This is a genomic window from Kitasatospora sp. NPDC059812, assembly GCF_042732075.1.
GTDB lineage: Bacteria > Actinomycetota > Actinomycetes > Streptomycetales > Streptomycetaceae > Kitasatospora.
This window is the reverse complement of sequence record NZ_JBHWIO010000016.1, coordinates 33,766-54,940: the sequence shown is the minus strand read 5'-3', so window position 1 is coordinate 54,940 and position 21,175 is coordinate 33,766. Positions and strand designations below refer to the sequence as shown.

The 21,175-nt window shown below is 74.9% G+C and carries 22 protein-coding genes; 19 read left to right on the top strand and 3 right to left on the bottom strand.

The window, feature by feature from the left end:
- Positions 1 to 243: 243 nt before the first annotated feature.
- The 16 genes from ACFV6D_RS11395 to ACFV6D_RS11320 all read left to right on the top strand — a co-directional run bounded on the left by ACFV6D_RS11395 (position 244) and on the right by ACFV6D_RS11320 (position 14,663).
- On the top strand, positions 244 to 1,236 hold the full coding sequence (locus ACFV6D_RS11395; RefSeq protein ID WP_063346908.1) for a YafY family protein: 993 nt from the start codon (positions 244 to 246) through the stop codon (positions 1,234 to 1,236).
- A 26-nt stretch (positions 1,237 to 1,262) separates the two neighbouring features.
- Positions 1,263 to 2,210, top strand: a complete 948-nt coding sequence (locus ACFV6D_RS11390) for a YafY family protein (RefSeq protein WP_063350986.1) — start codon at positions 1,263 to 1,265, stop codon at positions 2,208 to 2,210.
- A 27-nt stretch (positions 2,211 to 2,237) separates the two neighbouring features.
- On the top strand, positions 2,238 to 2,444 hold the full coding sequence (locus tag ACFV6D_RS11385; RefSeq protein ID WP_380559356.1) for a hypothetical protein: 207 nt from the start codon (positions 2,238 to 2,240) through the stop codon (positions 2,442 to 2,444).
- Positions 2,445 to 2,499: 55 nt separating this feature from the next.
- Positions 2,500 to 2,676: a hypothetical protein gene (locus ACFV6D_RS11380; RefSeq protein WP_159398379.1), complete on the top strand. Its 177-nt coding sequence runs from the start codon at positions 2,500 to 2,502 to the stop codon at positions 2,674 to 2,676.
- 300 nt (positions 2,677 to 2,976) lie between these two features.
- Complete coding sequence (gene tatA / locus ACFV6D_RS11375) at positions 2,977 to 3,294, top strand: Sec-independent protein translocase subunit TatA (RefSeq protein WP_063346906.1); 318 nt, start codon at positions 2,977 to 2,979, stop codon at positions 3,292 to 3,294.
- A gap of 127 nt (positions 3,295 to 3,421) precedes the next feature.
- Positions 3,422 to 4,312 carry a twin-arginine translocase subunit TatC gene (gene tatC / locus ACFV6D_RS11370; RefSeq protein WP_380345068.1) on the top strand — a complete coding sequence of 297 codons (891 nt, stop codon included), beginning with the start codon at positions 3,422 to 3,424 and terminating at the stop codon, positions 4,310 to 4,312.
- A gap of 162 nt (positions 4,313 to 4,474) precedes the next feature.
- Positions 4,475 to 5,644 (top strand): NAD(P)/FAD-dependent oxidoreductase, encoded by a 1,170-nt coding sequence (locus ACFV6D_RS11365; RefSeq protein WP_380482195.1) that lies wholly within the window; start codon positions 4,475 to 4,477, stop codon positions 5,642 to 5,644.
- An 86-nt stretch (positions 5,645 to 5,730) separates the two neighbouring features.
- Positions 5,731 to 6,045 (top strand): (2Fe-2S)-binding protein, encoded by a 315-nt coding sequence (locus ACFV6D_RS11360; protein ID WP_063346903.1) that lies wholly within the window; start codon positions 5,731 to 5,733, stop codon positions 6,043 to 6,045.
- The gene (locus tag ACFV6D_RS11355) at positions 6,026 to 7,498 is read left to right on the top strand and encodes an NAD(P)/FAD-dependent oxidoreductase (RefSeq protein ID WP_380559353.1); all 1,473 of its coding nucleotides are present in this window, start codon (positions 6,026 to 6,028) and stop codon (positions 7,496 to 7,498) included. The genes ACFV6D_RS11360 and ACFV6D_RS11355 overlap by 20 nt, the downstream gene beginning before the upstream one ends.
- A gap of 123 nt (positions 7,499 to 7,621) precedes the next feature.
- The gene (locus tag ACFV6D_RS11350) at positions 7,622 to 8,485 is read left to right on the top strand and encodes a dihydrodipicolinate synthase family protein (protein WP_380426866.1); all 864 of its coding nucleotides are present in this window, start codon (positions 7,622 to 7,624) and stop codon (positions 8,483 to 8,485) included.
- A gap of 116 nt (positions 8,486 to 8,601) precedes the next feature.
- Positions 8,602 to 9,606, top strand: a complete 1,005-nt coding sequence (locus tag ACFV6D_RS11345; protein WP_063346900.1) for a proline racemase family protein — start codon at positions 8,602 to 8,604, stop codon at positions 9,604 to 9,606.
- 104 nt (positions 9,607 to 9,710) lie between these two features.
- Complete coding sequence (locus ACFV6D_RS11340; protein ID WP_363377977.1) at positions 9,711 to 11,081, top strand: aldehyde dehydrogenase family protein; 1,371 nt, start codon at positions 9,711 to 9,713, stop codon at positions 11,079 to 11,081.
- Positions 11,081 to 12,109 carry a proline racemase family protein gene (locus ACFV6D_RS11335; RefSeq protein ID WP_363377959.1) on the top strand — a complete coding sequence of 343 codons (1,029 nt, stop codon included), beginning with the start codon at positions 11,081 to 11,083 and terminating at the stop codon, positions 12,107 to 12,109. The genes ACFV6D_RS11340 and ACFV6D_RS11335 overlap by 1 nt, the downstream gene beginning before the upstream one ends.
- Before the next feature lie 68 nt (positions 12,110 to 12,177).
- Positions 12,178 to 13,098: an ornithine cyclodeaminase family protein gene (locus tag ACFV6D_RS11330; protein WP_380559351.1), complete on the top strand. Its 921-nt coding sequence runs from the start codon at positions 12,178 to 12,180 to the stop codon at positions 13,096 to 13,098.
- Positions 13,099 to 13,246: 148 nt separating this feature from the next.
- Positions 13,247 to 13,957 (top strand): GntR family transcriptional regulator, encoded by a 711-nt coding sequence (locus ACFV6D_RS11325; protein WP_063346897.1) that lies wholly within the window; start codon positions 13,247 to 13,249, stop codon positions 13,955 to 13,957.
- A 109-nt stretch (positions 13,958 to 14,066) separates the two neighbouring features.
- Positions 14,067 to 14,663, top strand: coding sequence for a Uma2 family endonuclease (locus ACFV6D_RS11320; RefSeq protein WP_380345042.1), 597 nt, complete (start codon positions 14,067 to 14,069; stop codon positions 14,661 to 14,663).
- Position 14,664: 1 nt separating this feature from the next.
- On the opposite strand, the gene ACFV6D_RS11315 is transcribed toward ACFV6D_RS11320, so the two are convergent.
- Positions 14,665 to 15,345 carry an ABC transporter ATP-binding protein gene (locus ACFV6D_RS11315; RefSeq protein WP_380482201.1) on the bottom strand — a complete coding sequence of 227 codons (681 nt, stop codon included), beginning with the start codon at positions 15,343 to 15,345 and terminating at the stop codon, positions 14,665 to 14,667.
- Complete coding sequence (locus ACFV6D_RS11310; protein ID WP_380345045.1) at positions 15,342 to 16,418, bottom strand: ABC transporter permease; 1,077 nt, start codon at positions 16,416 to 16,418, stop codon at positions 15,342 to 15,344. The genes ACFV6D_RS11315 and ACFV6D_RS11310 overlap by 4 nt, the downstream gene beginning before the upstream one ends.
- Positions 16,419 to 16,582: 164 nt before the next feature.
- On the opposite strand from ACFV6D_RS11310, the gene ACFV6D_RS11305 reads away from it, so the two are divergent.
- The 3 genes from ACFV6D_RS11305 (at position 16,583) to ACFV6D_RS11295 (ending at position 19,593) form a co-directional block, all read left to right on the top strand.
- Entirely contained in the window at positions 16,583 to 17,782 is a 1,200-nt protein-coding gene (locus ACFV6D_RS11305) for a sensor histidine kinase (protein WP_380426853.1), read from the top strand.
- Positions 17,783 to 17,853: 71 nt separating this feature from the next.
- Entirely contained in the window at positions 17,854 to 18,519 is a 666-nt protein-coding gene (locus ACFV6D_RS11300; RefSeq protein WP_380559349.1) for a response regulator transcription factor, read from the top strand.
- A gap of 48 nt (positions 18,520 to 18,567) precedes the next feature.
- Positions 18,568 to 19,593 carry a nitronate monooxygenase gene (locus tag ACFV6D_RS11295; RefSeq protein ID WP_380559347.1) on the top strand — a complete coding sequence of 342 codons (1,026 nt, stop codon included), beginning with the start codon at positions 18,568 to 18,570 and terminating at the stop codon, positions 19,591 to 19,593.
- A 17-nt stretch (positions 19,594 to 19,610) separates the two neighbouring features.
- Here the strand turns inward: ACFV6D_RS11295 and ACFV6D_RS11290 are convergent, their stop codons facing one another.
- The gene (locus tag ACFV6D_RS11290) at positions 19,611 to 21,077 is read right to left on the bottom strand and encodes an aminopeptidase P family protein (protein WP_380426859.1); all 1,467 of its coding nucleotides are present in this window, start codon (positions 21,075 to 21,077) and stop codon (positions 19,611 to 19,613) included.
- Between the last annotated feature and the right edge of the window lie 98 nt (positions 21,078 to 21,175).

Genomic DNA, 21,175 nt, shown 5'->3' with positions numbered 1-21,175 from the left:
CTCCCCCCCTCGCGCGCGCGGCGGGGGGCGCGGCGGGGTGTGGGCGCGGGGGGGGGGGGGGGGGTCCCCCCCCCCCCCCGGGCGCCCCCCCCCCGGGCGCCCCCCCCCCCCCCCCCCTCGTCTCCGGAGGCGGCTTTTGCACTGCGTACCGCTACCGGTACGGTCGGTCCCGCCGGGTGACGACCTCCCGGCGGGCGCACCCCGCGCACCCCGCGCACGCGCGGCACACCGGAAGGGTCAGCGATGGCGATCGCCAAGGCAGAGCGGCTGATGAATCTCGCCCTGTGCCTGATGAACACCAGACGTCCGCTCTCCAAGAAGGAGCTGCGGGAATCCATCGAGGCGTACCGCGAGGCCTGGCAGAACAGCAGCGAGGACGCCTTCAACCGGATGTTCGAGCGGGACAAGGACGACCTGCGCGAACTCGGCCTGGTGATCGACGTCGACGAGAGCGCCCTGGACGGCGAACTCGGCTACCTGGCCCGCGCCGACCGCAACCGGCTGCCCGAGATCGCGCTGGACGCCGAGGAGGCGGCCGCGCTGACCCTGGCCGCCCGGGTCTGGCAGCAGGCCAAGATGTCCGGCGCGGCCAGCGGCGCGCTGCAGAAGCTGCGCGCCGCCGGGGTGCCGTTCGCCGAGCCCGAGGGCCGGACCGCCCTGGAGCCGCGCATCCCCGCCCGGGAGGCCGCGTTCGAGCCGCTGCTCACCGCCGCCCGGGACCGTCGCCCAGTCGGCTTCGAGTACCGCAAGGCCGGCGCCGCCGCCGGCGAGCTGCGCACCGTCGAGCCGTGGGCGCTGGAGTGCTGGCGCGGGCACTGGTACCTGGCCGGGTGGGACCGCGACCGCGGCGACGCCCGGGTGTTCCGACTCAGCCGGATCACCGGCAAGGTCCGGGCCAAGGCCGGCGCCTTCCTCGGCACCGTGCCCGAGCACGTCGACGTCCGCGCCACCGTCGCCAAGTTCGCGGGCGAGGGCGCCACCGCCACCGCCACCGTCCGGGTCCGCCGGGGAGCGGGCTTCCCGCTGCGCACCAAGGCGCTGAGCAGCGCGCGGGTGGACGACGGCTGGGACGAGCTGGAGATCCCGTACGGCAACGGGCTGGGCGCCGACCTCGCCGAGTTCGGGCCGGACGTGCTGGTGCTCGGGCCCGAGGAGCTGCGGGCCGACGTGATCGACCGGCTGCGGGCCGTGGCCGGGCTGGACGTGGTGAACGGAAGCGGAGGGGTTCAGGCGTGAGCAACGCGATCGACCAGACGCGGCGGATGCTGTCGCTGGTCACCTACCTGCGCGAGCGCCCCGGCGCCGAGGTGGCCGAGGTGGCCCGTGCGTTCGGGATCTCCGAGCGCGAGCTGATCGGGGACCTCAACGTGCTGCCGATGTGCGGCACCAGCTTCCGCGGCGGCGACCTGCTCGACATCGACACCGACGGCGAGCGGATCTGGTGGCACAACGTCGACGACGTGGCGCAGCCGCTGCGCCTCGCCGCCGACGAGGCCACCGCGCTGCTGGTCGCCGCCCGTGCGGTGGCCGGGCTGCCCGGCCTGCGGGCCGGCGACCGGGAGGCGCTCACCCGGGCCGTCGTCAAGATCGAGAACGCGGCGGGCGAGAGCGCCGCCGGCAGCGCCCGGGTCGGCGTGACCTTCGAGGCGGAGGGCCACGTGTTCGCCGACATCGACCGCGCGCTCAGCGAGGGGCGCCGCCTGTGGCTGCGCTACTACTCGCACGGGCGCGGCGGGATGACCGAGCGCGAGGTCGACCCGATCCGGCTGCTCACCGAGGGCCACACCTACCTTGAGGCCTGGTGCCGCACCTCCGAGGACCACCGGATGTTCCGGCTGGACCGGGTCGCCGAGATCCGGGTGCTGGACGTCCCCGCCGACCCGCCCCGGCGCGAGCCGCGCGATCTGAGCGGCGGGCTGGTCAACCCGTCCGCGGACGACCCCGAGGTGGTCGTCGAGGTCTCCTCCGGCGGGCGCTGGGTGGCCGAGTACTACACCCACGACCGGGCCGAGGAACTGCCCGACGGCGGGCTGCGGATCACCCTGCGCAGCGCCGACCCCTCCCAGCTGCGCCCGCTGGCGCTGCGGCTGGGCCGGGACGGCCGGATCGTCTCGCCGCCCGAGCTGGCCGGGCAGGCCCGCGCGGCCGCCCTGGAGGCGCTGGCCGCGTACGGGGAGCAGACCGTTGCCGACGGGGAGGGGCGGGTCTGATCGGTGGAGCCCGGGACCAGATTCAAGGTGTACTGCTCCGAGTGCCGGGAGAAGGTCGAGCTCCCGGCGGAGGAGTTCCGGCTGACCCTCGGTCGCAGCCCGGCCCAGGCGCACTACAGCTTCGGCTGCCCGCTCTGCGGGGCGGCGGTGCGCAAGCCGGCCGGGGAGAAGATCGTCGCGGCGCTCGTCGGGGCCGGGGTCCGCACCATGCGGCTCGTCCCGGCCGAGGGGTAGCGGGCGCTCTCCTGCGGACCGGGCCGGGGGGGCCGGGCCCGATAGGGTGGGGCGCATGTCCTGGATGCTCGTCGCCGCCGTCCTGCTCGCCACCGCGGGCCTGCTGGTCCTCGGGGTGCTCGCGATCCGGCTCTGGCTGGACGTGCGGGCGCTGGCCAAGGGCGTGGACGCGGCCTCGCGGGCGCTGGCCGAGGCGGCGGGGGAGCTGGCGGAGGCCGTACCGGGGCGGTAGGGCCGTCCGGTGGTGCCCGTCCGGTGGTACCCGCCGGGTAAGGCCGTCCGGTTGTTCCCGTTTGGTAGCGCCCGTTCGGTGGTGCCTGTTCGGTAGCACAGGAGGGCCGTCGGTGGTACGGGGGCTGCTGCGGGGAGGCGGGGGCGGGTTACGCTCTCAGATGGCTCCTGCAGATGGCTCCTGAACTGCGAACCGGGGCCGCTGTCCTGTTCGGGCGGCCGTCGTCGTGGCGTCATCCGCAGCGGTTACCATCCGCGGCGGGGGGCCCGACGGGTCGCCATGAGTGAAGGTGGTCGCGCAATGCGCATCTCGATGACCGCGATCGTGGTGGTCGTGATTTTCGCCGTCCTGCTGTTCGGCGCCAAGCGGCTGCCCGACCTGGCTCGCTCGCTCGGGCAGTCGATGCGGATCCTGAAGAGCGAGACCAAGGCCATGCGCTCGGACGGCGCCGAGGAGGACGCCGCCGCGACGCCGCCTCCGGCGCCCCGGGTCGACGGCGGTTCGGCGACGACCGCGGCCAGGACCATCCAGGCCGCTCCGGGCGCCTCAGGCACCGCCCGCCCGGTGGCCGAGCCCGCCGCCGGGCCGTCCGCGGCCGACGGCGACCGCCCGCGCTGAGCGCGGCGCACGTGACGAACGCGACCACGGAGGCCCGTCGACCGGCGGGCCTCGACGCACGAGTTGAGGACCGGGGTTGAGCAAGCTCTCCAAGGCGTCGAAGGCGTCCAAGGATCCTGAGGGACGGATGGCCCTCACCGACCACCTGCGGGAACTGCGCAACCGCGTGGTCAAGTCGGTCCTGGCGATCGTGGTGATCACCATCGTGGCGGCGATCTACCACAGGCAGATCGAGAACTTCCTGCTGGAGCCGCTGCCGCGCTGCACACCGGAGACCGCCAACCAGTTCAAGGGCAAGTGCGCCCAGGTCTCCAACATCGGTCTGACCGCCGGTTTCACCTGGATGCTCAAGGTGTCGCTGACGGCCGGTGTGGTCGCGACCGTGCCGATCTGGCTCTACCAGGTCTGGGCCTTCGTGGCACCCGGTCTGCACCGGCACGAGAAGAAGTACGCCGTCATCTTCATGCTGTGCGGGGCGCCGCTCTTCCTGGCCGGTGTGGGCTGCGCCATCCTGGTGCTGCCGACCACCGTCGACGTGCTGATCTCGTTCACCCCGGACAAGACCACGCCGATCCTGCCGCCCGAGGACTACCTCGACATCGCCACCCGGATGGTGCTGGTCTTCGGCTTGGCCTTCGAGTTCCCGCTGCTGCTGGTGATGATGAACATGGTCGGCATGGTCACCGGCAAGCGGCTGCTCGGCTGGTGGCGCGGCATGGTCATGGGCATCACGGTCTTCGCCGCCTTCGCCACCCCGAGCGCCGATCCGGTGAGCATGCTCACGCTGGCCGCGCCGATCTGGGCGTTCTACTTCCTCGCGGTGGGCATCGCGATCTTCAACGACAGGCGCAAGGAGCGCCGCAACCCCGACGCCGGGCTGAGCGACGAGGAGGCCTCGGAGCTGGACCTCTCGGTGCAGCCGGTGGCCGGTACGGAGATGGTCCAGGCCTCGGCCGCGCCGACGGCGGGCGCCCCGGTGCCGGCCGCCCGTCACGAGCAGATCGACGACATCACCTGAGCCGGTAGCGCACCCTGAGGCCCCGGCCCGCCGCCCGACGCGGTGGGCCGGGGCCTTTTGGCTGCTCCGGCCCGGTGAGCCCGGCCTTTTGGCTGCTCCGGCCCGGTTCGGGATTCGGCGGGTGGTCTTGGCACGATGGATGGCATGTGACATATTACTGACGTGCTCAAGACGCAGAGACCTCCCCTGGATGTCGTCGTGGTCGGCGCCGGCGTGGTCGGCGCCGCCTGCGCCTACTACGCGGCCCGCGCCGGGCTCACCGTCGCCGTCGTCGACCGCGGACCGGTGGCCGGCGGCACCACCGGCGCCGGCGAGGGCAACCTGCTGGTCTCCGACAAGGAGCCCGGGCCCGAACTCGACCTCGCCCTGCTCAGCACCCGGCTCTGGCACGACCTCGCCGAACACCTCGGCGCGGCCGTCGAGTACGAGCCCAAGGGCGGCGTGGTGATCGCCTCCACCCCGGCCGGGCAGGACGCCCTGCGGGCCTTCGCGGTCGGCCAGGCCGCCGCCGGCGTCACCGCCGAGGAAGTCCCCGCCGAGCGGCTGCACGAGCTGGAGCCGCACCTCGCCCCCGGCCTCGCCGGCGGCTTCCACTACCCGCAGGACGCGCAGGTCCAGCCCGCCCTCGCCGCCGCCCACCTGCTGCGCGAGGCCCGCCGGATGGGCGCCGAGCTGATCACCGGCGAGACCGTGACCGCCGTGTACCGGGGGCCGGACGGCGCCGTGCGCGGAGTGCGCACCGACCGCCGCCGCCTCGACGCCCCCGCCGTCGTCAACGCGACCGGCACCTGGGGCGGCGAACTGGCCCGGCTGGCCGGGGTGCACCTGCCGGTGATGCCCCGCCGCGGCTTCGTCCTGGTCACCGAGCCGCTGCCGCGGATCGTCCGGCACAAGGTCTACGCCGCCGACTACGTCGCCGACGTCGCCAGCGGCTCGGCCGGGCTGCAGACCTCCGCCGTGGTCGAGGGCACCCCCGGCGGGCCCGTGCTGATCGGCGCCAGCCGCGAACGGGTCGGCTTCGACCGCACCCTCTCCCAGGAGGTGCTGCGGCGGCTCGCCGCCCAGGCCGCGGCGCTCTTCCCGGTGCTCGCGGACGTCACCGTGATGCGCACCTACCGGGGCTTCCGCCCGTACCTGCCGGACCACCTGCCGGCCATCGGCGAGGACCCCAGGGCGCCCGGGCTCTACCACGCCTGCGGGCACGAGGGCGCCGGCATCGGGCTGGCCCCGGCGACCGGCCTGCTGATCAGCGAGCAGCTGACCGGCAAGCAGCCGGAACTGGACCTCGCGCCGTTCCGCCCGGACCGCTTCCCGGCGGACGCCGGGGCCTGAGCCCGGGACTGCTGTCTGCCTGCCGACTGCCTCGCTCTGTCGATCGCCCTCGTTCGTCGACCAACCCCGGAACGGAGAAGCCGCCGATGCGCCGCACCCCCGCCGACCTGGTCCGGGCCGAACCCGGCCCCGCCCACCACATCGAGTTCGACGGCCGACCCGTCCCGGCCCTGCCCGGACAGTCGATCGCCGCCGCGCTCTGGGCCGACGGCGTGCTCGCCTGGCGCACCACCCGGGTCGGCGGCCGGCCGCGCGGGGTGTTCTGCGGCATCGGCGCCTGCTTCGACTGCCTGGCCACCGTCGACGGCCGCCCCAACCAGCGCACCTGCCTGCTCCCCGCCGAACCCGGCACCACCGTCACCACCCAGGAGGGCAACGGCCGTGCCGACCTCGCCGTCTGACCGGGCCGCCGCCGAAGCGGCCCGACGCCCCGACCTCGCGGTGATCGGCGCCGGCCCGGCCGGGCTCGCGGCCGCCGTGACCGTTGCCGACCTCGGGCTGCGCTGCGTCCTGCTGGACGCAGGCCGAAGCACCGGCGGGCAGTACTACCGGCACCCCGCGCCCGGCCTCGGCGCCGCCCGCCCGGACCGGCTCCACCACGGCTGGTCCGTCTACACCGGACTGGCCGACCGGCTCGCCGCGCACGAGCGGGCCGGGCGGGTCCGCTTCCTCGGCGGCCACCAGGTGTGGGCGCTGGAGCGGACCGGCGACGGCTTCGCCGTGCACGTCACGCGCGGACCGGAGGCCACCGACCGGGCCACCGTCCCGGCCGCGTCCGTGCTGCTCGCCACCGGTGCGTACGAGCGCCAGCTGCCGTTCCCCGGCTGGACCCTGCCCGGGGTGGTCACCGCGGGCGGCGCACAGGCGATGCTCAAGGCCGGGCTGGTGCTGCCCGGACGGCGGATCGTGGTGGCCGGCAGCGGGCCGCTGCTGCTCGCGGCGGCGTCCTCGCTGGTCACCGCCGGGGCCGAGGTGCCCGCGGTCGTCGAGGCCACCGACTACCTCGGCTACGCCCGGCGCCCCGGCGCCTTGGCGGCCGTCCCCGCCAAGCTCGTCGAGGGCGCCGGCCACGGGAGCACGCTGCTGCGGCACGGCGTGCGGCTGCGCCCGCGCAGTGCCGTCGTCGAGGCGCACGGGACCGAGCGGGTCACCGCCGTCACGGTGGCCCGGCTGGACGCCGACTGGCGGCCGGTGCCCGGCACCGAACGCCGGATCGCCTGCGACGCCGTCGCCGTGGGCCACGGGCTGCTGCCGCAGATCGACCTGGCCACCGAACTGGGCGCGGCCACCAGGACCGCCCCGGACGGCGCGGTCGGGCTCCAGGTCGACGCCCGGCTGCGCACCACCGTGCCCGGCCTCTGGTCGGCGGGGGAGACCAACGGCGTCGGCGGCGCGGACCTCGCGATCGTGGAGGGCGAACTGGCCGCGCACGCCGTGGCCGACCGGCTGCCGAAGCCCGCACTGCTGCGCCGCCGGGCCCGGCTGCGGAACTTCGCCGACCTGATGGCCGCGGCCCACCGGCCCGGCCCCGGCTGGACCGGCTGGCTGCGCCCGGACACCGACGTCTGCCGGTGCGAGGAGGTGCCGGTCTCGGCGATCCGGGAGGCCGTGGACGAGCTGGGCGCGGGCGATCCGCGCACCGTCAAGCTGCTCACCCGGGCCGGGATGGGCTGGTGCCAGGGCCGGATGTGCGGTCCGGCCGTGGCCTGCCTGGCCGGCTCGGGTGAGCCGGGGCCGGACCGGCGGCCGCTGGCCTGCCCGGTGCCGCTGTCGCAGCTGGCGGCCGGGCCAGCCGGGCCGTCCGGGTCGTTCGGGTCGTCCGGGTCGTTCGGCGAGGCCGGCGACACGCCTTAGGGCATGTTGCGGGCCGGGGACTCTTGTCTCCGGCCCATCTCCTCTAATAAAATGTCACACCTCACCAAGGAGCTCATCGTGTCCAACACCCCACACGACACCGCCCGGCCCTGGCGCGGCATCATGGTCGCCACCACGATCCCGCTGCGCCCGGACCTCTCCGTCGACTACGACGCGTACGCCGAGCACGTCCGCTGGCTGATCGAGTCCGGCTGCGACGGCGTCGTCCCCAACGGCTCGCTGGGCGAGTACCAGACGCTCACCGCCGAGGAGCGCGCCCGCGTCGTCGAGGTGGCCGTCGAGGCGGCCGGCGACGGCTCCCGGGTGATGCCCGGCGTGGCCGCCTACGGCAGCGCCGAGTCCCGCCGCTGGGCCGAGCAGGCCGCCGAGGCCGGCGCCGGCTCCGTGCTCCTGCTGCCGCCGAACGCCTTCCGGGCCGACCACGCGTCCGTCCGGGCGCACTACGCCGAGGTCGCCAAGGCCGGACTGCCCGTCGTCGCGTACAACAACCCGATCGACACCAAGGTCGACCTCGTCCCCGCGCTGCTCGCCCAACTGCACGGCGAGGGCTCGATCGTCGCGGTCAAGGAGTTCAGCGGCGACGTCCGCCGGGCCTACGAGATCGCCGAGCTGGCCCCCGGTCTGGACCTGCTGATCGGCGCCGACGACGTGCTGCTGGAGCTGGCGCTGGCCGGCGCGGTCGGCTGGATCGCCGGCTACCCGAACGCCCTGCCGGAGGCCAGCGTCGCGCTGTACCGGGCCGCCGTGGCGCACGAGCTGGACACCGCGCTGCCGCTGTACAAGTCGCTGCACTCGCTGCTGCGCTGGGACTCCAAGACCGAGTTCGTCCAGGCCATCAAGCTGTCCATGGACATCGCCGGGCGCCCCGGCGGCCCCGTCCGCCCGCCGCGCCAGCCGCTGACCCCGGACATCGAGGCGGCCGTTCGCGCGGCCACCGAGAAGGCGCTGGCCGAGGGCCTGGCCTAACCGGGAGACTTCGTCACCAGGGCCGGCTGAGGGGGCAGCCGGCCCGGCCCCACCCACCCGATCCGGCGTACGGTCACCACCTCCGTACGCCCACTCCGACGGGAGTCGTCAGAGCCATGCGCAGCCGTCACGTGTTCCACGCCGTCGACTCGCACACCGAGGGCATGCCGACCCGGGTCATCACCGGCGGCTTCGGCGTCATCCCCGGCGCCACCATGGCCGAGCGCCGGGTGCACTTCCAGCAGCACCTGGACCACTTCCGCACCCTGCTGATGTACGAGCCGCGCGGCCACGCCGCGATGAGCGGCGCCATCCTCCAGCCGCCGACCCGGCCCGACGCCGACTTCGGCGTGCTCTACATCGAGGTCTCCGGCCTGCTGCCGATGTGCGGCCACGGCACCATCGGCGTCGCCACCGTGCTGGTCGAGACCGGCATGGTGCCGGTGGTCGAGCCGGTCACCACGGTGCGGCTGGACACGCCCGCCGGACTGGTGATCGCCGAGGTGCGGGTCGAGGACGGCGCCGCCACCGCGGTGACCATCCGCAACGTGCCGTCCTACTCGGCCGCGCTGGACGCCAAGATCGAGGTGCCCGGGTACGGCACGATCGGCTACGACCTGGCGTACGGCGGCAACTTCTACGCCATCCTGCCGCTCGCCGAGTTCGGGCTGCCCTTCGAGCGCGAGCGCAAGCAGGACATCCTGGAGGCCGGACTGGCCCTGATGGCCGCCATCAACGCGAGCCCCGACCGCCCGGTGCACCCGGAGGACCCGTCCATCCACGGCTGCCACCACGTCCAGCTGCTCGCCCCCGGCTCCACCGCCGAACACTCCCGGCACGCGATGGCCATCCACCCCGGCTGGTTCGACCGCTCGCCCTGCGGCACCGGCACCTCGGCCCGGATGGCACAGCTGCACGCGCGCGGCGAACTGCCGCTGGGGCGCGACTTCCGCAACGACTCCTTCATCGGGACGACCTTCATCGGGCGCCTGGTCGAGGAGACCGAGGTGGCCGGGCGGCCCGCCGTGGTGCCCACCGTCACCGGGCGGGCCTGGGTCACCGGCACCGCCCAGTACTTCCTCGACCCGCGGGACCCGTTCCCGGCCGGGTTCCTGCTGTAGAGCTGTCTGAAGCGGTTTGAAGCTGTTTGAAGCCGTTTGAAAGAGGAGCCGGCCTCGGGGGAGGGGCCCGCTCAGACGTCCGCTGAACCACCTTCGAAGGGCTGCTGGTCGTGACCATCACCTCGTACAACCCCGCCGACCCCGCGGACCTCGTCGTCGCCGTCGAGGAACCCGGCGCCGAAGCCGTCCGGGCCGCCGTCGCCCGGGCCCGGGCCGCCCAGCCCGGCTGGCTCGCGGCCGGCGCGGGCGCCCGGTCGGCGGCGCTCGGCCGGATCGCCGAAGCGGTCGAGGCGCACGCGGACGAACTGGCCGGGCTGATCGTGCGCGAGGTCGGCAAGCCGCTCGCCGAGGCGCGCGGCGAAGTCGCCCGCACCGCGGCGATCTGGCGCTACTACGCGCAGGCGCCGTTCGCGCCGTCCGGGGCGGTGCACGAGACCGCCGCCGGGCCCGGGCTGCTGCTCACCCGGCGCCGCCCGTACGGCGTCGCCGGGCTGATCGCGCCGTGGAACTTCCCGCTGGCGATCCCCACCTGGAAGGCCGCGCCGGCGCTGGCGGTCGGCAACACCGCGGTGCTCAAGCCGGCGCCCGAGGCGACCGCCTGCGCGCTGCGGCTGGCCGAACTGGCCGCCGGGGCCGGGCTGCCGGAGGACGTGTTCACCGTGCTGCCGGGCGGCGCCGAGGAAGGCGCGGCGCTGGTCGACACGGCCGACGTGGTCTCCTTCACCGGCTCGACCGGCGTCGGCCGGGCCGTGGTGCGGGCCGCCACCGAGCGCGGCGTCCCGGTGCAGGCCGAACTCGGCGGGCTGAACGCCGCGCTGGTGCTGCCGGACGCCGACCTCGCGCAGGCCGCCGCCCACCTCGCCGCCGCCATCGCCGGGTACGCGGGGCAGAAGTGCACCGCCACCAGCCGGGTGATCGCGGTCGGCGCCGCGTACGAGCCGCTGCGCGACGCCCTGGTCAAGGCGCTGGAACTGGTCGACGACACGGCCTGCGGGCCGGTCATCAACGCCGCCGCCCGGGACCGGCTGACGGCCGCCGTCGACTCGGCCGTCGCCGCCGGGGCCACCCTGCTCACCGGCGGCCGGGCACCCGAGCGGGACGGCTGGTACCTCGAACCGGCCCTGCTCACCGACGTGCCGGCCGAACACCCGCTGGCCCGCGAGGAGTTCTTCGGCCCGATCGCGCTGCTGCACGCCGCCGCCGACCTCGACGAGGCGATCACGCTCGCCAACGACACCCCGCACAGCCTCTCCACCTCCGTGCACACCCGCAGCCTGGACGTGGCGCTCGCCGCCGCCGACCGGCTGGACGCGGGCATGATCCGGGTCAACGCGCCGTCCAGCGGCGTCGACTTCCACCTGCCGTTCGGCGGCGCCAAGGGCGCCGCCCACGGCGAGCGGGAACAGGGCCAGGCGGCACTGGACTTCTACACCGTCAGCCGCACCGTCAGCCTGCTGCCGGGCGGGGGCGCCTGATGCTCGTCCGCACCGTCGACTACCACGCGGCCGGTGAGCCGTTCCGGATCGTGCTGGACGGCGTGCCCGCGATCCCCGGCGACAGCGTCGCCGAACGGCGGGCCATCGCACTCGGCGCCGGCGGCAGCGCGACCGCGCCCCGGCCGAGCGCGCTGGACGACGCCCGGCAGCTGCTCAGCCGCGAACCGCGCGGCCACGCCGGGATGTACGGTGGGTTCCTGGTGCCGCCGGACGACGACGAGGCGCACTTCGGGGTGCTGTTCTGGCACAAGGACGGCTACTCGACGGCCTGCGGGCACGGCACCATCGCGCTCGGCGCCTGGGCGGTGGACTCCGGGCGGGTCGCGGCCCCCGCCGACGGCGTGGCCCGGGTGCGGATCGACGTGCCGTCCGGCCGGGTCACCGCGCTGGTGCACCGGGCCGGCGGGCGGACCACCGGCGTCACCTTCCGCAACGTGCCCACCCGGGTCGCCGCCCTGAAGTTGCCGCTGGCCACTTCGCGGGGCACCGTGGAGGTCGCGGTGGCGCACGCGGGCGCCTGCTACGCCTCGGTGCCGGCGGCCGCCCTCGGCCTCGCGGTCGAGCCCGCGCAGCTGCCCGAACTCACCGCCGCCGGGCGGGAGATCAGGGAGCTGCTGGCCGGCGCGGCGGCGGTGGCGCACCCGAGCGACCCGCTGCTGTCGGGCGTGTACGGGGTCATCCTGTTCGACGAACTCGTCTCGGAGGACGGCGTGTTGAACCAACGGAACGTCACCGTCTTCGCGGACGGGCAGATCGACCGCTCGCCCTGCGGCTCCGGGACCTCCGCCCGGCTCGCCGTCCTCGCCGCCGAGGGCCGGCTCGCGCCGGGGGAGGAACTGCGGCACGAGTCCGTCATCGGGACGGTCTTCACCGGCCGCGTCCTGCCCGGCGGCGACCCGCTGGACGGCGGCGTCGTCACCGAGGTCACCGGCAGCGCCCACCGCACTGGCGAGCACGCGTTCGTCCTGGAACCGGACGACGACCTGGGGGCGGGGTTCCTGCTGTGACCGCTCCTGCGAACCCGCCTGCGGACCCTGCTGCGCCGCCTCATGCGTCGTCTCATGTGCCGCCTCTTGTGCCGCCCGGTACGGCGGCTGAGCCGCTCCAGTACGCCGTGCCGGGCGTTGGCGGGGTCGGGCCCGCGGCCGCGGTGGCGGCGATCGAGCGGGTGCTGCTCGACGGGTTCGACCCGGAGCCGGCACCGGCCCGCTCGGCCGTCCCCGTCCCGGCCGGCGAACTGCTGATGATGCCGGCCGCCGCCGGCCCGTACGCCGGGGTGAAGATCGCCGGGGTCGCGCCCGCCAACCCCGGCCGGGGGCTGCCCCGGATCACCGGCAGCTACCTGCTGCTCGACGGGCCCACCCTGCAACCGCTCGCCCTGCTCGACGGCGCCGCGCTCACCGCGCTGCGCACACCCGCCGTCACCGCCGTCGCGCTGCGCCGGCTGGCCGCGCCGGACGCCGAACACCTGGTGCTGTTCGGCTCCGGGCCGCAGGCGTACGGGCACCTGGACGCGCTGCTGGCCGTCCGGCCGCTGACCAGGCTCACCGTGGTGGCGCGGGACGCCGGACGGGCCGGGGCCCTCGCCGTGTACGGGCGCGGCCTCGGGCTGGCGGCCGGGGTCGGCGGGCCGGAGGCCGTCGCCGAAGCGGACCTGGTGGTCTGCTGCACCACCGCGCGCACGCCGCTGTTCGACGGCGCCCTGGTGCCCGAGCACGCCGCCGTCGCGGCCGTCGGCTCGCACGAGCCCGACGCGCGGGAGGTGGACGAGGTGCTGGTCGGGCGGGCCGAACTATACGTGGAGGCGCGGACGGTGGCGGCGCGCGAGGCCGGCGACCTGATCATGGCGGGGGTGGCCGGCCGGCAGCTGTGGAACCTGGCCGAGCTGGTGCGCGGCGACGCGCTGGTGCCGGCGGGGCGGCCGCGGTTCTTCAAGAGCGTCGGCATGGCGTGGGAGGACCTGGCGGTCGCGGCGGAGGTGTACCGGCGGGGGTAGGTGCCGGGCGCTCCCGGCTGCCAGGGGCGCTCAGCCGCCGAGGGGGCGGGGCCGGCTGTCCGGGTGGGTGTCCGAATCGCGAAATGTTGCACACTCAACGTAACGTGACATTGTACGCTGGTGTTCTGCACCCACCCGGAGGAACACCATGGCCGACCTCAAACCCCGCACCCTGATCTCCGTACAGGAGCGGCTTCGCGACCAGGTCGCCCACGCGCTCCGGGCGGCCCTGATCTCCGGCGAACTGCGCCCCGGCGTCGTCTACTCCGCACCCGCGCTCGCCGCCGACTTCGGCGTCTCCGCCACCCCCGTCCGCGAGGCCATGCTCGACCTCGCCCGCGAAGGCCTCGTCGAGGCCGTCCGCAACAAGGGCTTCCGGGTCACCGAGCTCACCGAGCGTGACCTCGACGACTACACCGAGATCCGTGCCCTGATCGAGGTCCCCACCGTCGGCCGGGTGACGCGCACGGCGACCAAGGAGCAACTGGAGCGGCTGCGCCCGCAGGCCGAGGAGATCGTCGCGGCCGCGCGCAAGCACGACCTCATCGGGTACCTGGAGGCCGACCGGCAGTTCCACCTGGACCTGCTGGGGCTGGCCGGCAACGCCCGGCTGGTCGACGTCGTCAGCGACCTGCGGAAGCGCTCGCGGCTGTACGGCCTCAACCGGCTCGACGAGCGCGGCGAGCTGACCTCCTCGGCGGAGGAGCACCTGGAACTGCTCGACCTCATGCTGGCCGGCGACGCCGAGGCGGCCGAGGCCTGCATGACCCGCCACCTCAGCCACGTCCGCTCGCTGTGGGCGGGGCAGGACGAGGCGGCGGAGGAGGCCCGCCCGGCGCTGAAGCTGCGGGCGCGGTAGGGGCAGCCGGGGCTAAACCGCCCGTTCGGGTGAAGACTGGGGATCGGGCGGCGGAATGCGTTCGCGCCCTACGATGATGTTCTCGACATCGGCAGCCAGGAGGAAATCCATGTCCGCCGCAGCAGTGGAAGAGCCCATCGAGCAGCCGACGCTGCTCGAAGTCGCCGAGCTGATCTCCAACCAGTTCGCCGGGCACCGGGTCGAGATCGTCGGGAGCCAGATCACCGTGACGCCGCCTCCGAATGCTTCGCACGGCAAGTCGCTGAGTCGCCTCATGCGTGCGCTGTTCGCCGCCGGCCTCGACGGGGATGAGGTCGACGTCATTCAGGGCGTTGGCATCTGGCTGCCGGATGGGCCGTCGGACTACGCCGTTCCCGACCTGGCGATCGTCGATGCCGACATCGATGACCACTTGATCGAGTACAACTGTTACGACCCGGCGGTCTTCCGGCTCGTGTTGGAGGTCACGTCGTCCAACATCAGCGACGACCTGAAGCGGAAGCCCTTCGTCTATGCCGCCGCTGGAGTACCCGTCTACGTGATCGTGGACCGGACGAACCAGCGGGTCATGGTGCTCACTGACCCACAGGAGGGCGAGTACCGCGTGCACGCCGTCCACCATCCGGGGCAGTCGTTCACCCTGCCGGAGTCGATCGGGGCGTCGGTGACGCTGTCGGTGGACGACGTGCTGGCGGCGAAGAAGTAGCTCAGGCCGCTGCCGGCACTGTCAGGCGGCCGTCGTGGACTTCGGCGATCTGGTCGACGGCCGTCAGGTGGGTGCGGTCGTGGGTGACCAGGACGGTGGCGGTGGCGCGGCGGTGGGTGAGGTCGGTGATGAGGTCGAGGACGGCGGCGCCGCGTTCGTGGTCGAGGGCGCTGGTGGGTTCGTCGATCAGCAGGACGGTGGGGTCGTTCATCAGCGCGCGGGCGATGTTGACGCGCTGGCGCTGACCGCCGGAGAGCTGGTGCGGGCGGCGGGCGGCCTGGTCGCGCAGGCCGACGGCGGCCAGCAGGTCCAGGGCCCGGGGGAGGGCGGTGCGCGGGGAGCGGCCGTCCAGGTGGGCCATCACCTGGAGCTGTTCGACGGCGGTGAGCGAGGGCAGCAGGTTGGCCTGCTGGAAGACGATGCCGATCCGGGTGCGGCGCAGCGCGGTGAGTTCGGCGCGGCCGAGGCCGGTGGTGTCGGTGCCGTCCACCACGACCTGGCCGGTGTCCGGGGTGATCAGGGTGGCGGCGACCGCCAGCAGGCTGGACTTGCCGGAGCCGGACGGGCCGACGACGGCCGTGATCGAGCCCTTGGGGACGGTCAGCGACACGTCGTCCAGCGCCGTGAGCCGGCCGTCGCCGTCCGGGTAGGTGAGGGTGATGCGGTCGAGGGTCAGGCTCATCGGGCACTCCCCAGGGCGGTCAGCGGGTCGACGGAGGTGATCCGGCGGATGGACAGGGCGGCGCCGACCGCGCCGAGCGCGATCATGACGGCGGCGGGCAGCAGCAGGGTCGGGGCGTCGAGGACGAAGGGGACGGCGGAGCCGATCAGCGCGCCGGCGCCCAGGGCGAGCGCGGTGCCGGCGGCGGTGCCGAGCACCAGCAGCAGGACGGCCTGGCCGAGGGCGTCGCGCAGCAGGTAGCGGGTGGAGGCGCCGAGGGCCTTGAGCACCGCGACGTCGCCGCTGCGCTGGATCGTCCAGACGGTGAAGAAGGCGCCGATCACCAGGGCCGAGATGGCGAACAGGAAGCCGCGCATCAGCTGGAGCGAGCCGTTCTCGGAGGTGTAGGAGCCGATCGCGGCGAGGGCGTCGTCGCGGGTGCGGGTCTCGGTGCCGTGGCGGGCGTCGGCGCCGTGCAGGTCGGCGCCCTTGGCGGTGGTGAGCGCGATGACGGTCGCGTGGCCTGCGCCGCCGGGGGCGGCCTGCTGCCAGTCGGTGAGGCTGGTCCAGATCACCGGGGTGTGGCTGTACGCGGCGTCGCCGTCGACGGCCGCGACCCGGAGGCGGTGGCCGGCCAGGGTGAGGTCGGCGCCGGGGGCGAGGTCGCCCAGGTTCTTGGCGGCGGTCTTCGACAGGACGGCCTGGCCGGGGGCGATCCGGGCGCCCTGCGGGGCCAGCGCGGAGCCGTCCGGGACGCCGAAGGCGGACAGCGCCGTGGTGCGGGTGCCGGCGGCGGCCTTGGTGGTGGTGATGCCCAGCGGCTGGGCGGAGGTGACGCCCGGCTCGGCCGCCCAGGCCTGCCACTGCTCGGGGGTGACCTGGGAGTCGGTGAAGGACAGCTTCTGCCCGTCGGCGGGCTCACCGAACACCAGGTGGTCGGCGGGCAGGCCGGTGATCGCGGAGATGTTCTGCCGGCCGAGTCCGGCGGTCAGTCCGGACAGCAGACCGACCAGTACGGTGATCAGCACGATGACGGTCCCCATCAGGGCGAACCGCCCCTTGGCGAACCCCAGATCCCTCCAGGCGACGAACACGGTGGGCCTTCCTGCTGAACGAGTGCTTCCGACGCTTCCACCGTCCCGGAGAAGGGGCCCCGCGGGCATCGCACCGCGGATTGCATCCTCGGCATCAAAGGGCAGAAGCGGAGTTCAACCTTTTGATTGATGCCGGGGCCCGATCCGGAACCTAGGCTGGACGGATGGCGACCGAACGATCCCGCACCACCCCCGTCGCCCGCGTCCTCCAGGTCTGCCTGCACCTGCTCGTGGCGGGCCTGCTCGCCCTGGCCGTCGCCCGCGCCGCCGTCGGCCGGGACGGCGACCCGCTGCCCGTCGCCGCCGCGGCCACCGCGATGGCCGCCGTGTACGCCGTCGGCCCCCGGCTGGCCGCCGTCCGCCGCTCGCGCCGGGCCGCCGCGCTGTGGCTGGCGCTGCTCGGCGTCACCTGGGTGGGCGTGCTGATCGCCACCCAGGACGGGGTGTGGCTGGCGTTCCCGCTGTACTTCCTGGAACTGCACCTGCTCGGGCGGCGCGGCGGCCTCACCGCCGTCGGGCTGACCGCCGCCACCGCCATCGCCGCCTGGTCCTGGCACCAGCACACCTTCAGCCTGCCCGCCGCGATCGGCCCCGCGCTCGGCGCGGCCGTCGCCACCGCCACCGTGCTCGGCTACCAGGCGCTGTACCGGGAGAGCGAGGAGCGCCGCCGGCTGATCGACGAACTCACCGCCGCCCGCGCCGACGCCGCGGCCGCCCACCACACCGCCGGGGTGCTCGCCGAACGCGAGCGCCTCGCCCGGGAGATCCACGACACCCTCGCGCAGAGCCTCAGCTCCATCCAGCTGCTGCTGCGGGCCGCCCAGCGGGCCCTGCCGGAACGCACCGAGGCCGCCTCCGGGTACGTCGAGCAGGCCCGGCAGGCCGCCCAGGACAACCTGGACGAGGCCCGGCGGTTCGTCCGCGCGCTCACCCCGCCCGCGCTCGACGGCGACCCGCTGCCGGTCGCGCTGGAACGGCTGTGCGCCACCACGGCGGCGCACAGCGGCCTGCCGGTGAAACTGCACGTCTCCGGGGACCCGGTACGGCTGCCGGTGCCGCAGGAGGTCGCGCTGCTGCGGATCGCGCAGTCCGCGCTCGGCAACACCGTCCGGCACGCGCACGCCTCGCACGCCGAGGTGACGCTCAGCTACATGGAGGGCGAGGTGGCGCTGGACGTGTTCGACGACGGGGCCGGATTCGACCCGGTGGCGGTCGCCGGGCGCAGCGGAGGGGACGGCGGGTTCGGGCTGCCGTCGATGCGGGCCCGGGCGCGGGCGCTCGGCGGCACCTTCACGGTGGAGTCGGCGCCCGGCGGGGGCACGGCGCTCGCGGTGCAGCTGCCGGTGACGGAGGTCGGGGAGTGAACGGGCGGAGTGACGACGGGCGGAACGAAGGCGGGCGGGGCGTGAACGGGCGGAACGAGGGAGGCCGGGGCGTGAACGAGCACAGTGACGGCGGGCGCGGGAGCGGCGCGGTGATCCGGCTGCTGCTGGCGGACGACCACCCGGTGGTGCGGGCCGGGCTGCGGGCCGTCCTGGAGGGCGAGCCGGACTTCACCATCGCCGCCGAGGCCGCGACCGCCGAACGGGCCGTCGAACTGGCCGCGGCGGGCGGGGTCGACGTGGTGCTGATGGACCTCCAGTTCGGGCCCGGCTCGGCCATGAACGGCGCCCAGGCGACCGCCGCGATCACCGCCCGGCCGGGCGCGCCCCGGGTCCTCGTCGTCACCACCTACGAAACCGACGCCGACACCCTGCCCGCGCTGGAGGCCGGCGCCACCGGCTACCTGCTCAAGGACGCCCCGCCGGAGGAGCTGGCCCAGGCCGTCCGGGCGGCCGCCGCGGGACGCTCGGCGCTGGCGTCGAGCGTCGCCGACCGGCTGCTGGAACGGATGCGGACGCCGTCGGCGGCGCTCAGCGCGCGGGAGACCGAGGTGCTGGGGCTGGTCGCGGACGGGCTGACCAACCAGCAGATCAGCCAGCGGCTGCACCTGAGCCAGGCCACGGTGAAGTCCCATCTGGTGCACGTCTACACCAAGTTGGCGGTGGACTCGCGGACGGCGGCGGTGCGGGCGGCGCGCGGGCGGGGGCTGATCCGCTGAGCGTAGGGTGGGCCGGGTCCGAACCGTATCCCGGAGTGGAGGACCCCGATGGCCGTCCGTCTCGATGAACTTTCCGTGCCGGTGATCGGCGCGCCGATGGCGGGCGGGGCGTCCACCCCGGAGCTGGTGGCGGCGGTGAACCGGGCCGGCGGGCTGGGGTTCCTCGCCGCCGGGTACCGGAGCGCCGCCGCGGTGGCCGAACAGGTCGCGCTGGTCAGGGAGTTGACCGGTGGGCCGTTCGGCGTGAACCTGTTCGTCCCGGCCTCGCCCGGCGATCCGGCGGCCGTCGCCGCCTACCGGGAGCGGCTGCGGCCCGAGGCCGAGCGGTGGGGCGTGGCGCTGCCCGAGGAGATCGGGCCGGACCGGGACGACTGGGAGGCCAAGCTCGCCGTGCTGCTGGCGGACCCGGTCCCGGTGGTCTCGTACACCTTCGGCCTGCCGACGCCGCAGGAGGCGGCGGCGGTCCGCGCGGCCGGGTCGTTCCAGGTCGGCACCGTCACCACGCCTGCGGAGGCGCGGGCGGCGGAGGCGGTCGGGATGGACGCGCTGTGCGTGCAGGGCCCGGAGGCCGGCGGGCACCGCGCCACCCACCGGATCGGGGACGAGCCCGGCGACGTCCCGCTGCTGGAGCTGCTGCCCGCCGTCCGGGCGGTGACGGCGCTGCCGCTGATCGCGGCCGGCGGGCTGGGCGACGGACCGGCGGTGGCGGCGGCGCTGGGGGCCGGGGCGGCGGCGGTGCAGCTGGGGACGGCCCTGCTGCGCGCCGACGAGTCCGGGACCTCGGCCGCGCACCGGGCGGCGCTCACCGAACTCCCGGAGACGGCCGTCACCCGGGCCTTCACCGGCCGCCCGGCCCGCGGTCTGCGCAACGCCTTCATCGACCGCCACGGCCCGTACGCCCCGCCCGCCTACCCCGAGGTGCACCACCTCACCCAGCCGCTGCGCGCCGCCGCGACCCGCCGCGCCGACCTCCAGTCCATGCACCTCTGGGCCGGCACCGCCCACCGGAAGACCCGCACCGGCCCGGCGGCGGCCCTGATCGCGGAGCTGTGGCGGTCCGCGCGGGCGGTGTGAGCGGCCGCTCCCTGGGCTCAGCCGAGCAGGTCGGCCATCCAGGATTCGATGGCGGGGGCGGTGCGGGGGAGGGCGTGGGACATGAGGTGGGCGCCGTCGGGGGTGATGACGAGGTCGTCCTCGATGCGGATGCCGAGGCCGCGGAGTTCGAGGGGGAGGGTTTCGTCGTCGGGCTGGAGGTAGAGGCCGGGTTCGACGGTGAGGACCATGCCGGCTTCCAGGGTGCCGTCGAGGTAGCGGTCGGCGCGGGCCCTGGCGCAGTCGTGGTAGTCGAGGCCGAGCATGTGGCCGCTGCCGCAGAGGGTGTAGCGGCGGTGGAGGCCGTTGTCCTCGGCGAGGGACTGTTCGGCGGGGATGCGCAGGACGCCCCAGTCGGCGAGGCCTTCGGCGATGACCCGCATGGCGGCGTTGTGGAAGTCGCGGAAGCGGGCGCCGGGCCGTAGCGCGGCGATGCCGGCGTTCTGGGCGGCGAGGACGAGGTCGTAGGCCTGCCGTTGGATGGGGGTGAAGGTGCCGCTGAGCGGGAGGGTGCGGGTGATGTCGGCGGCGTAGAGGGTGTCGGTTTCGACGCCGGCGTCCAGCAGGAGCAGGGAGTTCGGGTCGAGGGCGCCGTCGTTGCGGATCCAGTGCAGGACGCAGGCGTGGGCGCCGGAGGCGGCGATGGTGGTGTAGCTGGTGCCGTTGCCTTCGGCGCGGGCGCGCAGGTCGAAGACGCCCTCGATCCAGCGTTCGCCGCGGGGGTGGCGCAGGGCGGTGGGCAGGGCGCGGACGACGTCCTGGAAGCCGGTGACGGTGTGGTCGACGGCGAGTTGTAGCTGGTCGATCTCCCAGGTGTCCTTGACCAGGCGCAACTCGGCGAGGACGGCGTCGAGTTCGCCGTCCCGTGCGGTGTGGGCGCCGGGGCGTCCGGTGCTTTCGTCGACGAGGGGGTCGGTGCCGGCGAGGACGCGGGTGGGCGGCTGGGGGCCGGTGAGGAGTTTGTCGAGGTCGTCGAGGTGTTCGGTGCGCAGTCCGGTGAGCGCGGCGGCTTCGGCGAGGTCGGGGCGGCGGCCGACCCAGAACTCGCCGTAGCGGCGGTCGCGGTAGAACTCGGCGCCGTTGGCGTGCCCCCCGCGGGGGGAGCGGGGGCGCAGGTACAGGACCGGCTCGTGGCCGTGGGGGCCGGTCGGTTCGAGGACGAGGACGTGGTCGGCCTGGTCCTCGCCGGTGAGGCCGGTGAGCCAGGCGTAGGCGCTGTGCGGGCGGAAGCGGTGGTCGAGGTCGTTGCAGCGGACCTTGAGCCGGCCGGCGGGGACGATCAGCCGTTCGCCGGGGAAGGCGGCGGAGAGGCGGGCGTGGCGGCCGGGGAGGCGGTCGTGGCCGGGGGCGCGCTGGTCGGCGGGGAGGGGGGTGGCGGCCCAGCGGGTGCCCATGAAGGCGTCGAGGGCGGGGGAGACGGGGAGGTCGTGGCTCCCGGTGTTGAGGCCGGTCTGGCGGTGGGTCACCGGTGAACTCCTAGGAGGGGCGGGGGTGGTGTGGCCCGGACACAGCTCGGTAACGGGAGGCGTCACCTCTTGTGCAGTGCAATTTCACATTACTATGT

Bases quoted from the DNA above. Each gene is read 5' to 3' on its own strand.
- ACFV6D_RS11325 (WP_063346897.1), top strand. From the start codon at position 13,247: ATGGCCGACCTCAAACCCCGCACCCTGATCTCCGTACAGGAGCGGCTT.
- ACFV6D_RS11380 (WP_159398379.1), top strand. From the start codon at position 2,500: ATGTCCTGGATGCTCGTCGCCGCCGTCCTGCTCGCCACCGCGGGCCTG.
- ACFV6D_RS11390 (WP_063350986.1), top strand. From the start codon at position 1,263: ATGCTGTCGCTGGTCACCTACCTGCGCGAGCGCCCCGGCGCCGAGGTG.
- ACFV6D_RS11295 (WP_380559347.1), top strand. From the start codon at position 18,568: ATGGCCGTCCGTCTCGATGAACTTTCCGTGCCGGTGATCGGCGCGCCG.
- ACFV6D_RS11360 (WP_063346903.1), top strand. From the start codon at position 5,731: ATGCGCCGCACCCCCGCCGACCTGGTCCGGGCCGAACCCGGCCCCGCC.
- ACFV6D_RS11315 (WP_380482201.1), bottom strand. From the start codon at position 15,345: ATGAGCCTGACCCTCGACCGCATCACCCTCACCTACCCGGACGGCGAC.
- ACFV6D_RS11350 (WP_380426866.1), top strand. From the start codon at position 7,622: ATGGTCGCCACCACGATCCCGCTGCGCCCGGACCTCTCCGTCGACTAC.
- ACFV6D_RS11305 (WP_380426853.1), top strand. From the start codon at position 16,583: ATGGCGACCGAACGATCCCGCACCACCCCCGTCGCCCGCGTCCTCCAG.
- ACFV6D_RS11320 (WP_380345042.1), top strand. From the start codon at position 14,067: ATGTCCGCCGCAGCAGTGGAAGAGCCCATCGAGCAGCCGACGCTGCTC.
- ACFV6D_RS11395 (WP_063346908.1), top strand. From the start codon at position 244: ATGGCGATCGCCAAGGCAGAGCGGCTGATGAATCTCGCCCTGTGCCTG.
- tatA (WP_063346906.1), top strand. From the start codon at position 2,977: ATGCGCATCTCGATGACCGCGATCGTGGTGGTCGTGATTTTCGCCGTC.
- ACFV6D_RS11335 (WP_363377959.1), top strand. From the start codon at position 11,081: ATGCTCGTCCGCACCGTCGACTACCACGCGGCCGGTGAGCCGTTCCGG.
- tatC (WP_380345068.1), top strand. From the start codon at position 3,422: ATGGCCCTCACCGACCACCTGCGGGAACTGCGCAACCGCGTGGTCAAG.
- ACFV6D_RS11345 (WP_063346900.1), top strand. From the start codon at position 8,602: ATGCGCAGCCGTCACGTGTTCCACGCCGTCGACTCGCACACCGAGGGC.